Annotated in this window: 9 protein-coding genes; 5 read left to right on the forward strand and 4 right to left on the reverse strand. The window is 62.2% G+C overall.

Features of this window, described 5'->3' with window-relative positions; translation table 11 throughout:
• The 5 genes from BMY12_RS06535 (at position 1) to BMY12_RS06555 (ending at position 7,373) form a co-directional block, all read left to right on the forward strand.
• Positions 1-978: an efflux RND transporter periplasmic adaptor subunit gene (locus BMY12_RS06535; protein WP_043112093.1), complete on the forward strand. Its 978-nt coding sequence runs from the start codon at positions 1-3 to the stop codon at positions 976-978.
• A gap of 26 nt (positions 979-1,004) precedes the next feature.
• Entirely contained in the window at positions 1,005-4,142 is a 3,138-nt protein-coding gene (locus tag BMY12_RS06540) for an efflux RND transporter permease subunit (RefSeq protein WP_028006870.1), read from the forward strand.
• A gap of 58 nt (positions 4,143-4,200) precedes the next feature.
• Entirely contained in the window at positions 4,201-4,539 is a 339-nt protein-coding gene (locus BMY12_RS06545; protein ID WP_028006869.1) for a P-II family nitrogen regulator, read from the forward strand.
• 76 nt (positions 4,540-4,615) lie between these two features.
• Positions 4,616-6,808 carry a heavy metal translocating P-type ATPase gene (locus BMY12_RS06550; protein WP_084615640.1) on the forward strand — a complete coding sequence of 731 codons (2,193 nt, stop codon included), beginning with the start codon at positions 4,616-4,618 and terminating at the stop codon, positions 6,806-6,808.
• Positions 6,809-6,839: 31 nt separating this feature from the next.
• Positions 6,840-7,373 carry a DUF411 domain-containing protein gene (locus tag BMY12_RS06555; RefSeq protein WP_161628851.1) on the forward strand — a complete coding sequence of 178 codons (534 nt, stop codon included), beginning with the start codon at positions 6,840-6,842 and terminating at the stop codon, positions 7,371-7,373.
• 86 nt (positions 7,374-7,459) lie between these two features.
• On the opposite strand, the gene BMY12_RS06560 is transcribed toward BMY12_RS06555, so the two are convergent.
• From BMY12_RS06560 to BMY12_RS06575, 4 genes are all read right to left on the reverse strand, one after another.
• Positions 7,460-9,355: an FTR1 family protein gene (locus BMY12_RS06560; RefSeq protein ID WP_051277964.1), complete on the reverse strand. Its 1,896-nt coding sequence runs from the start codon at positions 9,353-9,355 to the stop codon at positions 7,460-7,462.
• A 256-nt stretch (positions 9,356-9,611) separates the two neighbouring features.
• Complete coding sequence (locus tag BMY12_RS06565; RefSeq protein WP_093283649.1) at positions 9,612-12,749, reverse strand: efflux RND transporter permease subunit; 3,138 nt, start codon at positions 12,747-12,749, stop codon at positions 9,612-9,614.
• A complete protein-coding gene (locus tag BMY12_RS06570) occupies positions 12,746-14,140 on the reverse strand; it encodes an efflux RND transporter periplasmic adaptor subunit (protein WP_051277907.1) in 1,395 nt (464 codons plus the stop codon). The genes BMY12_RS06565 and BMY12_RS06570 overlap by 4 nt, the downstream gene beginning before the upstream one ends.
• On the reverse strand, positions 14,137-15,396 hold the full coding sequence (locus tag BMY12_RS06575) for a TolC family protein (RefSeq protein WP_028006866.1): 1,260 nt from the start codon (positions 15,394-15,396) through the stop codon (positions 14,137-14,139). The genes BMY12_RS06570 and BMY12_RS06575 overlap by 4 nt, the downstream gene beginning before the upstream one ends.
• Between the last annotated feature and the right edge of the window lie 35 nt (positions 15,397-15,431).

Raw genomic sequence — 15,431 nt, forward strand, 5'->3', positions numbered from 1 at the left:
ATGAACACCCACCTGTTTGCTGCAACGATGTTGTTGTTGACGCTCACCGCCTGTGGCCGATCCGAGCCGCAGGCCGCCGATGCGCCCGCTAAGTCTCCAGAAGCCGGTCAAGTCGAGAGCCAAGAGGCCGCCGGTCACGGTGAAGAAGGCCACGGGGATGAACACGGCGGACTGAAACTGACGGCGGAGCAAATCGCGACCGCCGGCATCGAATTGGCCGAAGCCCAGCCTGCGTCCATTCGCGAGACGCTGCCGCTGTACGGCGTGATCGCACCGAACGCCGAGCGCGTCCGCGAGGTCGCCGCGCGTTATCCCGGTGTGATCCGCAGCGTCGACAAGAAGGTCGGCGACACCGTGCGACAGGGCGAAGCCCTCGCCACGGTAGAAAGCAATGAGAGCCTGCAGACGTACGCGGTTGTTGCGCCGCTCGCAGGCGTCGTCACCACGCGGAATGCCAATCCCGGCGAGCAGACCGGCGACAAGCTGCTGTTTACCGTGGCCGATCTGTCGACCGTCTGGATCGAGCTGTCGCTGTTCCCGCGCGACGTGGCCAAGGTGCACGTTGGCCAACAAGTGAAGGTCCATAGCAACGATACGGGCATGTCCACCGACGGCAAAGTCGTCTATGTCGCACCGTTCGGCAGCAGCAGCAATCAGACGCTGACCGCACGCGTGCTGCTCGACAATGCGGATCGTCGCTGGGCCCCGGGCCTGTATGTAACGGCCGAGGTCACCTTGGCCGAAACGCAGGTGCCGCTGGCCGTACGCAACACAGCGTTGCAAACCCTCGAAGACCGCAGCGTCGTCTTTGTCAGCGAGGGCGAGGGTTTTGAGGCGCGCCCAGTACAGCTCGGCCGTAACGATAGCGAGTACACCGAACTCGTCGGTGGTCTTCGTGCCGGCGAACGCTATGCGGCACGCAACAGCTTCATTCTCAAGGCCGAACTCGGTAAGGGCGAGGCCGCACATGAAGACTAAAGCGCCCTCACATCCGGAGCACTCCCATGATTGACGCACTCCTGCGTTTTTCTATCGCGCGCCGCTGGGTCGTGATGTTTCTTGTTGTCGGCATCGTCGCGGCCGGCATCTGGAGCTACCAGCGGCTACCCATCGACGCCGTACCGGACATCACCAATGTTCAGGTGCAAATCAATACTCAAGCCGAGGGCTATTCACCGCTCGAAGTCGAGCAACGCATTACCTATCTCGTCGAGACAGCTATCGCGGGTCTACCGCATCTCGAATACACGCGCTCGATGTCCCGGTACGGCCTGTCTCAGGTGACGGTCGTCTTTGACGATGACACCGACATCTACTTCGCTCGCAATCTCGTCAACGAGCGACTGCAGCAGGCCAAGAGCCAGATGCCTTCGGGAATCGAGCCGCAGATGGGGCCGATTGCTACGGGTCTGGGCGAGATCTTCCTCTACACGGTCCACGCCGATGAAAAGGCGCGACAGGCAAACGGACAGCCTTGGGATGCCACCGCCCTGCGTACGTTGCAGGACTGGGTGATCCGGCCACAGCTTCGACAAGTGCCGGGCGTGACCGAGGTCAACACCATCGGCGGCTTCGAGAAGCAGTTCCATGTGACGCCCGATCCGGCGCGCTTGCTGGCTTACGGCTTGTCATTCGACGATGTGGTGCAGGCGCTTGAAAAGAACAACGCCAATATTGGCGCCGGCTACATCGAGAAGAACGGCGAGCAGTATCTGATCCGTGCTCCGGGGCAGGTCGCCGACATTCCAGCGATTGAGCGCATCATCGTCGCGCACCGCAGTGGCGTCCCGATTACCGTACGCGACGTCGCAGAGGTCGGCTTCGGCAAACAGTTGCGCACCGGCGCCGCCACGCGCGACGGCGAGGAGGCCGTGCTCGGTACGGCTGTCATGCTGATCGGCGAGAACAGCCGCACGGTATCGAGCGCGGTATCGGCCAAGCTCGCAGAGATCGACAAGACCTTACCGGAAGGTGTGACCGCCGAGCCGGTCTACGACCGCACCGTGCTGGTCGACAAGACCATCGCCACCGTACAGAAGAACCTGCTCGAAGGTGCGGTTCTGGTCGTTGTCGTGTTGCTGCTGATGCTCGGAAACGTCCGCGCCGCACTGCTGACCGCGATGGTCATTCCGTTGTCCATGTTGATGCTGATGACCAGCATGGTGGAGACGAAGGTCAGTGCCAACCTCATGAGTTTAGGTGCGCTCGACTTCGGCCTGATCGTCGATGGCGCAGTCATCATCGTTGAGAACTGCATCCTGCGCCTTGCCGAACGCCAGCATCGCGAGAAGCGTCTGTTGACGCTGGACGAGCGCCTGCATGCCGTCTTCACCGCGACACGCGAAGTGTTCACGCCAAGTCTGGTCAGCGTGCTCGTGGTCATCCTCGTCAATCTGCCGCTGCTCGCGCTGACGGGCGTCGAGGGCAAGATGTTCCGCCCGATGGCGCTCGCCGTGATCATGGCGCTGCTCGCGGCGCTCGCGCTGTCGCTGACCTTTGTTCCGGCCGCCGTCGCGCTGTTGTTGCGCGGGCACATCGAAGAGAAGGAAAACCTCATCGTCCGCACCGCAAAACGCGTCTATGCGCCGGTGCTGGAAACGGCGCTGCGGCTGCGCGTGGCCTTCCTCGCTGGTGCCGTCATGCTGGTGCTGCTCTGCGGCGTACTGGCGTCGCGCATGGGCTCTGAGTTCATTCCGAGCCTCGACGAGGGCGACATCGCGGTACAGGCCCTGCGTATTCCCGGCACAAGCCTATCGCAGTCGCTGGAAATGCAGTTCCAGATCGAGCACGCGATCAAGGCCATGCCGGAGGTGAAGACGTACTTCGCACGCGTCGGCACCGCAGAGGTAGCCACAGACCCGATGCCGCCGAATATCTCCGACGGCTACGTGATGCTCAAGGAGCGTAAGGACTGGCCAGACCCGAAGAAGACCAAGGCCCAGTTGGCCAAGGAAATCGAGGAGCGCCTGGAGAGCATTCCCGGCAATGCCTACGAAATCAGTCAGCCCATCCAGCTGCGCTTCAATGAGCTGATTTCCGGCGTGCGTTCGGACCTTGGCATCAAGGTGTACGGCGACGACCTCGACCAGCTACTGAAAGCCGGCAATGCGATTGCCAAGGTGCTCAACACCGTGCCCGGCGCGGAAGGCGTCAAGGTCGAACAGGTCGCCGGTCTGCCGGTGCTCTCGGTGGACGCCAATCGCGCCGCGCTGTACCGCTACGGACTCAACGTCGCCGACGTGCAGGACACGCTCGCCGCCGCGACGGGGGGCGAGGAAGCGGGACAGCTCTTCGAAGGCGATCAGCGCTTCTCACTGGTCGTGCGCCTGCCCGAGCATCTTCGCAGCGATCTGCGCGCGCTGGAGCGGTTGCCGGTACGGCTGCCGGAGGGCGGTTACGTGCCGCTCGGTGAAGTCGCCACGCTGAACCTCGCACCGGGACCGAACCAGATCAGTCGCGAGAACGGCAAGCGCCGGTTGGTCGTGTCCGCAAACGTACGTGGCCGCGATCTCGGCGGTTTCGTCACCGAGGTGCGTGAGAAGGTTGCGCAGCAGGTCAAGCTGCCCTCCGGCTACTGGCTCGACTACGGCGGCACATTCGAACAGTTGCAGTCCGCTACGCAGCGTCTGTCGCTACTGGTGCCGTTGACGTTAGTGATGATCTTCGCCTTGCTGATGATGACCTTCGGCTCCGCCAAGGACGCCACCCTCGTCTTCAGTGGCGTGCCCTTGGCCCTGACCGGTGGCGTGATTGCCTTGTGGTTGCGCGGCATTCCGCTGTCGATCACCGCGGGCGTCGGATTCATCACGTTGTCTGGCGTCGCAGTCCTGACCGGTGTCGTCATGGTCTCGGCCTTCCGCGACCGGCTTGCCAAGGGCGATACCGTGGATGAGGCGATTCGCGAAGGCGCGATGCTGCGTCTGCGGCCGATCTTGATGGTCGCGCTCGTAGCGGCGCTCGGGTTCCTGCCGATGGCGCTCAACACCGGCACCGGTGCCGAAGTGCAGCGCCCGCTGGCGACAGTCGTCATTGGCGGCATTCTTTCGTCGACGTTGCTAACGCTGCTGATCCTGCCGGGGCTCTATCGCATGGCGTACCGGCCGAAGCGCGCTGCGGTGACTGCCGAAGAACTGCCCGCATAGGCCCTCTCAAATTACGGCGGCGCTTGGCGCCGCCGCCTTCTTTCAAGGAGGTTTCACCATGAAACTGGTCAAGGCATTTATCCACCACGTCCGCGCTGCAGACGTGGTTCAAGCGCTGGCGGATGCCGGCTACCGCAACCTGACGCTGCAGGATGTCAGGGGCATGCTCAAACCCATCACCGAAAACGAACGGGACTACACCGCAGACGCCGGAGGCTTGGTGATTTCCGAGGTGCGGCTCTCGTTGGTCGTCGAGGATGAGGAAGTAGACGCGGTGACGTCGATCATCCGGACGGTCGGTCGCGTTGGCCATCATGCGCACGTCTGTGGATACATCTACGTCAGCCCGGTCGAGCAGGCATTGCCGATCGGCGGGCCGTCAGACCTCGCGCCTTAGCTGCTGCCGTCTTCCTTCGCGCGTTGCTTGCTACGAGCGTCTTCTCGTTATTCACGGTTTCTGGTCGGAATATTCAATGGACCATTCAACTGATACGTGCAAGAACTGCACGACCGAATCTTCGCAAGAAGTTGTGCCGGGCAACGCAACGGTGTTTCGCATCCCGACCATGGACTGCGCCTCGGAGGAGGCTGAGATACGGCGCGCACTTGAGTCGATTTCGGGCATTCAAGCGCTGCGGTTTCAACTTGGCACCCGCACGCTGGCCATGACGGCGCCTGAATCGGTTATCGCCGAAGCGCTGGCGGCGATCCGGCGCGCAGGTTTTGAACCGCAGCCTGTCGCGCCGCCGGGAAGCAGCACTGATTCCGGTCGCGATTCTCGCGATGCAGAAGCGGCGCCTGGCGGGCTCCCACGCCTCGTCGTCGCCTTGCTGCTCGCCACCGTGGCAGAGGGCCTTGCCTTCTTCCTGGGTGGCGACAGCGTGGTGGGAAAAGGGGTCGAGATGGCATTGGCTGCCGCAGCGATCTGGCTCGCCGGTCTGGACACCTACAAGAAAGGATTCAGCTCGCTGCTTCGAGGGCGCCTGAACATCAACGCATTGATGAGCGTCGCCGTGACCGGCGCCTTCGCGATTGGTCAGTGGCCGGAGGCGGCAATGGTGATGGCGCTCTACGCCATCGCTGAGTTAATCGAGGCTCGCTCGCTCGATCGCGCTCGCAACGCTATCCAAAGCCTGATGGCGCTGGCGCCCGAGCAGGCCGAGATACGCCAGCCGGACGGTAGCTGGAAAGCCGTACCGGCGGCCGAAGTCCCTCTTGATGCCATCGTCCGCATCCGACCCGGTGAGCGCGTTGCGCTTGATGGCGTGGTCACCGCCGGCATGAGCGCGATCGATCAGGCACCAGTGACCGGCGAAAGCATTCCCGTCGACAAGACCATCGGTGATGCCGTCTTCGCTGGCACGATTAACCAGACCGCCGAACTCGAATTCCGCGTGACGGCCGCAGCCAGCAACACGACGCTGGCACGCATCATCCACGCTGTCGAGCAGGCGCAAGGCTCACGTGCGCCAACGCAACGCTTCGTCGATCGCTTCGCCGCGATCTACACCCCAGCCGTATTCGTCTTGGCGCTCGCCGTTGCACTGGCCATGCCCTTCCTGATGGGCTGGAGCTGGATGCAGGCGCTCTACAAGGCGCTGGTGCTGCTGGTCATTGCGTGTCCCTGCGCGTTAGTGATTTCCACGCCGGTCACGGTCGTCAGCGCACTGGCGCGCGCGGCACGCAGCGGCATTCTGATCAAGGGCGGCACCTATCTGGAGGAAGCACGCAAGCTCAAGGCGATTGCACTCGATAAAACCGGCACCATTACCGAGGGCAAGCCGAAGCTGGTGGAGTTTGCAGGCTTCAGCAAGGCGGATGAGGCATCACGCCTGATGCTGGCGGCGAGCTTGGCCGCACGTTCCGATCATCCGGTATCGAAGGCAATCGCCGAAGGGCTCCAGATGAAGCCGGGTTCCGTACGTGATTTCACCGCGCTTGCCGGACGTGGCGTACAGGGCAACATAGACGGGGCAAGCTACGTTCTCGGCAATCATCGCTTGATCGAAGAACGCGGACTCTGCAGTCCGGAACTCGAAGCGCAGCTTGAAGCACACGAGAACCAAGGACGCACGGTTACGTTGCTGGCATCGGAGTCTCAAGTGCTCGCGCTTTTCGCCGTTGCCGATACGATCAAGGAAAGTTCACGCGCGGCCATCTCTGAGCTAAAAGAGCTGGGCATCACGCCGGTGATGCTGACCGGTGACAATCCGGCAACGGCGCGCACGATTGCAGAAGCCGCCGGCATCGCCGATGCGCGTGGGAATCTGCTCCCCGAAGATAAGCTCAGCGCTATCGAAGCGCTCCAACAACGCTACGGCGCAACGGCCATGACCGGCGACGGGATCAACGACGCTCCAGCCTTGGCCAAGGCCGATATCGGCATCGCGATGGGCGCCGCCGGCACCGATACGGCGATGGAAGCTGCCGACGTCGTCATCATGAACGACGATCTGCGGCGCATCCCGGAGGCGGTTCGTCTTTCGCGCAAAACCCATTCCGTGCTCTGGCAGAACATCAGCCTCGCACTGGGCATCAAGACGGTATTTCTGCTGATGGCGATTTTCGGCAGCGCGACGATGTGGATGGCGGTGTTTGCCGACATGGGTGCGAGCCTGCTGGTAGTCGCCAATGGGCTGCGCCTGCTTCGCCAAGAGCGTTCCTGATGGGCAACATTGCGTTCAAGCCGAAGCAATCGTGAGCCGACGTTCCGATCGACGTGCGTCAAAGCCTCGCCGGGATCAGCAGGCCGAGCACAATCGTACTCAACGGCAATTGGTCCTCCGGCTGAAGCTGATCTGTGCATTCGCATTGATGACCGCCATGATCGCCGGTGTTGCATTGCAATGGGATCGAATTTTCCCAGTGCCGGCAGAACGCCAGATCGCCGTCTACCGGACCCACGACTGTGCCTGCGTTGGCCGGTGGATTCGGCAATTAGAGGAAGCCGGCTTTGTCGTCGAGCAATTCGAACCGGAGACGCTGCATCCGATACGCCGGTCCCTGCATACCCCGGAGCAGTTCACTGGATGCCATGTCGGAAAGTATTTGGCCTATTTCATAGAGGGCCATGTTTCCGCAAGCATGTTGCAGCGTCTAGCCTCTCAAAGGCCGGCAGCGGTAGGTGTCGCCCTCGAAGCCGACGTCACCCGCCATGCCTCCGGTTCTCAGGACGAGGAAAACTCCGCAGTGCTGCTGCTCCGGGACAGCGGAGATTCAAGACGTTGGTGAGCGCTGAAGATGCGCGGTCTTTTGTCCACTCAAAGACTGCACACACGCTCACCGATGTGTCCGCGCTGACATTGCTCGATCGGCCGTCATGCGAGTTTTTTGCGGCCTGCGTTACGGTTGTATAGAAAGCCAGCGCCAAGGATGGCAAGGCAGGCAGCCTGCGCCAATACGCCTTGCAGCGTCGGATACACGCCCAGAAGCTCCAGCCGCGGCAGGTTCAGTAACCGCGATGACAATATATTGGCTTCCTGCAGCGCCGCGATGCCCTTACCGGTCAACACGACGGCCAGGACTGCCATCAGAACAGCGCTGATGGAGAAGAACAGACCGATCGGCAAGCGCTTGGAGGCGCGCAGTAGCAACCAAGTAAACGCGGCAAGCGCCAGAACTGCGGCACCGGCGCCAGACAGCACCGCTTGATGATTGCCCTGCGTCCAAAGTGCGACATAGAACAGAATGGTCTCGAAGACCTCCCGGTAAACCACCACGAAAGCCAGTGTGAACAAAACCCAGCCGGAGCGACGAGATAGCGCCGCACTGACCTTTTCCTTGATGTACTGCTGCCAAGCGCCGGCTTGGCTCTTGCCATGCATCCAGATACCGACAAACAGCAGCACCGTAGCGGCGAATAATGCGGCCGTGCCCTCGGTCAGTTCTCGACTGGCACCACTGATGGCAACAAGATAAGTCGCAACTGCCCAAGTGGCCACGCCGCCAGCCAGTGCGACCAGCGTGCCGGCGTGGACATACGGCAGCGCTTCCGTGCGCTGGGCTTTGCGCAGGAACGCGATCATAGCTACAACGATCAGCAGGGCCTCCAGCCCCTCACGCAGGAGGATGGTGAACGCACCGGCGAACGACGAGGCAGCACCCGATTGCGTCCCCAAGGCAGTTTCAGCTGCGTCCAGAGACCGCTGCAGCGTCTCGATCTGGATCGCCATGTCATCGGCGCTGACACCCGCGCCAATTTTTGATCGCAAGGCTGTCATTTCACCTTCGATCTTCCGTAGCAAGCCAGCGTCACGCGCGGAGAGCTGCGGCTCGACCGGCTCGAAACCATCGAGATAGGCCGACACGGCCAAGCGCGAGGCCTCCGCAGTGTCACCCTCGCGGTAGGCAAGCAAAGATGCAGCCAAGCGCTCGTGTGCCAGCCGCAGCACCCCACTATCGGAGAGCACGACTGCTTCCGGATGCCGACGCAGATAGGCTGTCAACGCACCAGCGCGCTCGGCCCCAATCGTGCTGGCCAGCGCAGCTGGCGTCAGCGTCGTCAGGGCGTCCATGTCAGGGAGCAGTCTCCGTAGTGCGGCATCGCCGTTCCAGAGCGCCTTGCCTGCGTCTGTCGCCGGATAGGCGAACTGACCAGCGGTGAACACCAGCGCCCAGCGATCGGCATCTGTGAGCTGCGCGAAGCTGGGCATGGCCGTTCCGTCCAGCCCCTGCGTGACGACCTGATAGAGGGCAAAAAGGCTGCGCTCGCGAGCGCGGGTGGCGTCGCTGAAAGCCACCGGTCTGGGTTCGAGCTGCGTGGCCAGAGGACCATCGCCGTGGCCGCTGGCACCATGGCAGCCGGCGCAGTGCTCGGCATACAGCTGCCGCCCGAGAGCCAGATCTGGCGGCTGTTTCGGTGACAACGAGATCGGATATGCCGCCAACAGCTGCCCGGCCAGATCGCGTGCCAGCGTGGCAACCCGGTCGGCATCGTCACGCTTAGCGATAGCGTTCCGGAGCTGCGTGGCGCCTGACAGCAGCGCATTGCGACCAGCGCCGGCCGGCAGGGCTTCAATGTTGCGTTGAATCGTCGCCGCGAAGTCCGTCATCTCGGCGTACTCCTCGGCACGCGTCACAACACCAGCAGCGACAGCGCCGCGGTAGTCCACGGACACGTAATCAAGCAAGCGCCAGGTCGTCTTCACATCGACATCATCAGCCGCTGCTGCGGCCAGTGGCCACAGCAGCGCGAGCACTACATAGCGAAGCATCAAGGTCACGGAGAGTCCTTACGGGGAACGGCTGACGTCGTTGGCTGCACGCGCTTCTTCAAGTAATTCATTGCCGTCACGCGGTAATGCGATCCGTGAGGCTCCAGACTGCATCGGAGCAACAAGTAAACGCGGTGACATGCCGGGCTTGATCTGATTGAACACCCTATAGCGACTTCAAGGTCAAGTGCTTCCGGTCGACGGCTATGCTCCCGCTGCGCGATGACCGGCATGTTCGAAGCACGCGGTAGGGCGGTCATGGTGCAGCTCGAAACATGCGGCGGTGAATCAATAGGTAAGCCGCCGGAATCACGAACATCGACAGTAGCGGCGCCGTAATCATGCCGCCAACCATGGGCGCAGCGATCCGCTGCATGACCTCGCTGCCAGTGCCGGCGCCGATGAACAAGGGCACGAGGCCAGCGATGATGACGGCAACCGTCATCGCCTTCGGACGTACGCGCAACACGGCACCTTCGACCAGCGCTTCGCGAAGATCGGCCTCTGACTGCATATGCCCTTTTTCACGACGCTCGCGGATGGCGTTATCGAGATAGATCAGCATCACCACGCCGAACTCCGCCGCCACGCCAGACAAGGCAATGAAGCCGACGCCAGAGGCCACCGACAAGTGATGGCCCAGCACATAGATCAGCCAAAATCCGCCGATCAGTGCGAACGGCAGGGTCGTCATAATCAGCGCTGCGGAAAGGATGCTGCGGAACGTGAGATACAGCAGCAGGAAAATGATGGCGAGCGTGAACGGCACGACGATCTTCAATCGCTGGGTCGCACGCTCCAGATATTCGAACTGTCCCGACCACGAGACCGAATAGCCCGGCGGCAGCTTCACTTGCGCAGCGACCGCCTGCTTGGCATCAGCCACGTAGCCACCCAGGTCGCGACCGCGGATATCGACGTAAATCCAGCCGTTGGGGCGCGCGTTCTCCGATTTGATCATTGGCGGCCCGTCGGTGATCGCAATGCTGGCAATGCTGCCGAGCGTCAGGGTTTCGCCACGTGCCGTCACGATCGGTAGATCACGCAGCTTCTGCAGCGAATCACGCAGTTCGCGGGGATAGCGCAGATTGATCGGAAAACGCTGCAGGCCCTCGACAGTCTCACCGATGTTCTCACCGCCGATCGCAAGACTGACGACGCGCTGGACCTCGGCAATGCTCAGGCCGTGACGTGCGGCAGCGATGCGATCGGGTACGACTTCAATGTAGCGCCCGCCCGAAACGCGCTCTGAGAAGGCCGACACTGTGCCTGGAACCCGTTTGACGACCGCTTCGATCTCGTTGCCGATGCGCTGGATCACATTCAGGTCCGGCCCCGCGATCTTGATGCCGACCGGAGACTTGATGCCGGTTGCGAGCATGTCGATGCGATTGCGGATTGGCTGTACCCAAACGTTGCCCATGCCCGGAATCTTCAGTGCGGCATCCATGTCGGCGATCAGCCGCTCGGTGGTCATGCCATCGCGCCACTGCGACTTCGGCTTCAGGCGCACGGTGGTTTCGACCATCTCCAGCGGAGCCGGATCGGTCGCAGACTCGGCGCGACCGATCTTGCCGAACACACGCTCGACTTCAGGAAATGTCTTGAGGATACGATCGGTCTGCTGCAGCACTTCCGCCGCTTTTCCGACCGCGAGGCCCGGCAGGGCGGTCGGCATGTACAGCAGATCGCCCTCGTCGAGCGGCGGCATGAATTCGCTGCCGAGGCGCATCGCCGGCCACGCGGTCGCCAGTGCCATAGCAACGGCCAGCGCCAAGGTCGCCTTAGGAAAGGTCAGAACCTTGTCGATCAGCGGACGATAGAGCGCGATCAGCATGCGGTTCAGCGGATTTACCGTCTCATCGACGATCCGCCCGCGAATGAACGCCACCATCAGCACCGGAATCAGAGTCACAGACAGACCCGCCGCCGCGGCCATGGCGTAGGTCTTGGTATAGGCCAGCGGCGCGAACAATCGCCCTTCCTGTGCCTCCAGCGTGAACACCGGCACGAAGCTCAGCGTGATGATCAGTAACGAGAAGAAAAGCGCCGGCCCGACCTCCGCTGCAGCCTCGGCCATCAGCCGTAGTCGCGTAGTGCCTTTCGGATCAGAACCAGCATTCGTATGTCGGTACGCTTCGAGCTTCTTGTGCGCATTCTCGATCATCACGACAGCGGCATCGACCATCGCGCCGATCGCGATCGCGATGCCGCCGAGCGACATGATGTTGGCGTTGATGCCCTGCGTGTGCATGACGATGAAGGCTGACAGGATGCCGATCGGCAGCGTGATGATCGCCACCAGCGCCGAACGCAGATGCCAGAGGAACAGTGCGCAGACGACTGCGACGACCAAAAACTCTTCGAGCAACTTATGCGAGAGGTTGTCGACGGCTCGATCGATCAGCGCCGAACGGTCATAGGTCTCGACGATCTCGACACCTTCCGGCAGGCTGGCCTTGAGAATGGCGAGCTTCGTTTTCACCGCATCGATGGTCGAACGCGCGTTGGCGCCCGAGCGCAGCACGATGACCCCGCCGACCACTTCGCCTTCACCATCCAGTTCGGCAATCCCTCGTCGGGTCTCCGGACCGATCTGCACCGTGGCGACATCGCGCAGCAGGATCGGTGTGCCGTTGTCGCCGAGACCAACCGGAGTCACGCGAAAATCGTCGAGCGATTTCAGGTAGCCGCGGGCGCGCACCATGTACTCCGCTTCTGCGAGTTCCAGCACGGAGCCGCCCGCTTCACCATTCGCTGCCTGTACGGCAGCCATGACTGTATCGAGACTCAGGCGATAGGCGCGCAGCCGATCTGGGTCGAGCACGATCTGGTACTGTCGATTGAAGCCGCCGACCGTCGCCACCTCGGCGACGTTCTCGACGGTCTTCAACTCGTACTTGAGAAACCAGTCTTGTAGCGCACGCAGCTGCGCGATATCCGTCTTCCCTGTTCGATCGACAAGCGCGTATTCATAAATCCAGCCGACCCCGGTCGCGTCTGGTCCCAGCGCCGATCGCGCCGGCGCCGGCAGTCGGCCCTGCACCTGAGACAGGTATTCCAGAACGCGCGAGCGAGCCCAGTACAGATCGACGTTGTCGTCGAAGAGCACATAGACGAACGATTCACCGAACAGCGAGTAGCCGCGCACCGTCTTCGCGTGGGGCACGGACAGCAGCGTCGTGGTGAGCGGATACGTCACTTGATCCTCGACGACTTGCGGCGCCTGCCCCGGATAGACAGTGCGCACGATGACCTGCGTATCCGAAAGGTCCGGCAATGCATCGAGCGGCGTGCGACTGAGTGAATACAGACCAGCCGCCGTCAGCAGGACAGCACCGAGCAGCACGAGAAAGCGGTTATGGACGGACCAGTGAATGAGTCGTGCGATCACGGTGCAGGCTCCACATTCGCTGTCGAACTGGCACCCATGCGGTTGTAGGCACCGAGCAAGCTGGCTTCCGAGTCAATCAGGAACTGGCCGGAAACCACGACATGATCACCATCAGCGAGTCCCGCGAGCACTTCGATCTGGTTGCCGCGCTCGGCGCCCAACTGCACTGCGACGGGCCGATAACGCCCAGCATCCTCGGCAAGGAGGACTACATTGCGAGTGCCGGTGCGAATGACTGCTTCGCTGGGGACAAGCAACACATCGCTCCGACCTGAACCCGCGACACTCACATCGGCATACATGCCGGGTTTGAGCGCACCATCAGCGTTGTCGAAGCCCAGTCGCGCACGCAGCGTGCGTGTCGAGACATCGAGTGTTGGATAGATGTAGTCGACCGTTCCCGAGAAGTGGCGATCCGGAAGGCCGCGCAGACGGGCTTCGACACGGCTGCCAAGCTTGATCGCTGCAGCTTGCGTCTCGGGAATCTGTACAACGATCCAGACGCGCGACAGATCAGCGAGTTTCATCAGCGGTGTACCGGGCGCGAGTTGCGCGCCTTCACGCACCATCAGTTCAGTGACGACGCCGGCGCTCGGGGCGATGATGGCAACGCGCTGCGACGTGTTGCCGCTTCCCGAGCCCGGAACGCCTAGTAGCTTAAGACGGGTCATCGCACCATCAATTAGCGCGGTGTCTCCGCTTTGACGCGCCAGCTGCAGCTCCTTCTGCGCAGTCAGAATCTCCGGCGCATAGAGTGCTGCAAGTCGCTGACCGCGATGCACCGTTTCCCCGACAGCACGCACATCGAGCGCCTCGACCCAGCCGGCCGCGCGTGCTTCGACGGCAACGATCCGCGTCTCGTCGATCTCGACACTGCCTACTGCGCTAAAGCCTTGTCCGGTTGCGTTGCGCGTCACGGTGGCGGTGCGCATGCCGAGGTTCTGCGCCATGCGCGGGTCGATCGAAACCACGACGCCGGTACTGCGCTCTGGTGAAGCGTCTGCGTACTTCGGGATCAAGTCCATGTTCATCGGTGATTTGCCCGGACCCTTGAAGTGCTGATCCGGCATCATCGGGTCGTACCAGTACAGGATGCGACGCTCCTGTGAAGCGGGCGCTGCCGGCGCATCCACGCGCTCGACCAGCTTCATGCCGCAGATAGGACAATTGCCGGGCTTGTCCTGACGGACCTGCGGATGCATCGGGCAGGTGTAATATGGCTTGCCCTGCGCATCGGTCATCCGGACAAGCGCATGCGGCTGGGCATGACCATCGCTCGACGGCTTCATCGAGGTATCCGGTGCAGAGCCGGTCATGCGATGCTGGGTCATCCAGGCGCCGGCTCCGGCGCTGAACAGCGCGACGGCTGTGATCACGAGAATGTTCTTCACGGTGAGTCTCCGGCGAAATACTGCAAGGCCACCCGATAGCGAGCGGCCGCGGTCATGAGTTCGAGGCGTTTCATCCCGTTGTCCAAGGCCATGCGTCGCGCATCGATGACCGCAGCGAGCGTGCCTTGACCAACCTGCCAGGAGGCCAAAGCCGCATTGATGCGCTGCTGGCTCTGCGGCAGAATTTCACGATCGAACTGCTCGATACGTGTCTGCAGGCGCTGCCAGCCAAGCCAGTTGAGCCGCAAGTCAGCCTCCTCCTGTCGGAACATGTCCTCACGCGACTGCTCGGCTTGGGTTTGTTCCGCAAGCTTGGCTCCGAGATTTCGGTCCTGCCGATTGCTCGTGAACACCGGCAGATCGATCGCAACATTGACGCTGACGTAATCGGAGAAGTCCGGCCGGTAGCCGTAGGCAAGGCCCGCACGCCAGTCCGGCTTATAAGCCTGCCGGGCCAGTGCCACCTCATCCTCGGCGATCGCCAGACGCTTCGCTTCTGTGTTGAGGTGCGGATGCGTGCGCAGCCGCGCCACGGCATCCGGCAATGCCGGTGGCGGCGCCCATGCCGGAAGATCATCAGATAATGGCCGCTGCGCAGCGGCGGCACCGATCCACCGCGACAGTTTGCTGCGCGCAAGCTGACTCTCGTCTTCCAGCGCGGCAAGCTCGTCGTGCAACAGACCGGCTGTTATCCGAGCCGACAACACGTCGGTTTGTGTAGCGCGCGACGTGGTGTAGGCGATCTCGGTGGCTTTGGCCTGCAACTCGGCTTCACGCAACGAAGCGCGGGTCAGTTCCAGTGCGCGTTCCTGCCGCCACACGTCAATCCACGCCAGCGCCGCATCGCGTTCGACAGCAAGGCGGCTTCCATACAGCATTTGCTCAGCCAGCTCGGCTTCATGCTCGCCGCGCTCACCCTGCAAGCGCCGCTTGCTGGCCAGCGGAAACTCTTGTTCGATGCCGACGTTGATCATTGTGAAGTCGTCGCGCCGCAGCGAGTAGCGATCAGGTCCGTCGATCGGCCAGGACGACACTCCGCCGGTTAGCTTCGGATCGGGAAGCTGTGCAGCGGCGACGGCTGCGTCGCGCGCGGCTTTTATCGCTGCAACCTGCGCTTCGAGCATCGGTTGTTGAGTGATGGCCAGCATCTGCGCCGCAGGCAAATCCAGCACGAGGGCGGAATCGTCCGCATACGCGGTGCTCACGATGGTCAGTAGGGAAGCGAACCAGAATCGCCTCGGATGTGAGTCCAACATGTGTCTCTCCCTGCGGTGCGCGGCGCGGCAAATGC

The organism is Solimonas aquatica, assembly GCF_900111015.1.
Taxonomy (GTDB): domain Bacteria; phylum Pseudomonadota; class Gammaproteobacteria; order Nevskiales; family Nevskiaceae; genus Solimonas; species Solimonas aquatica.

What these genes read in the sequence shown, in the direction of transcription:
- BMY12_RS06560 (WP_051277964.1), bottom strand. Translation starts at nt 9,355, where the DNA reads ATGCTTCGCTATGTAGTGCTCGCGCTGCTGTGGCCACTGGCCGCAGCA.
- BMY12_RS06575 (WP_028006866.1), bottom strand. Translation starts at nt 15,396, where the DNA reads ATGTTGGACTCACATCCGAGGCGATTCTGGTTCGCTTCCCTACTGACC.
- BMY12_RS06550 (WP_084615640.1), top strand. Translation starts at nt 4,616, where the DNA reads ATGGACCATTCAACTGATACGTGCAAGAACTGCACGACCGAATCTTCG.
- BMY12_RS06545 (WP_028006869.1), top strand. Translation starts at nt 4,201, where the DNA reads ATGAAACTGGTCAAGGCATTTATCCACCACGTCCGCGCTGCAGACGTG.
- BMY12_RS06540 (WP_028006870.1), top strand. Translation starts at nt 1,005, where the DNA reads ATGATTGACGCACTCCTGCGTTTTTCTATCGCGCGCCGCTGGGTCGTG.
- BMY12_RS06535 (WP_043112093.1), top strand. Translation starts at nt 1, where the DNA reads ATGAACACCCACCTGTTTGCTGCAACGATGTTGTTGTTGACGCTCACC.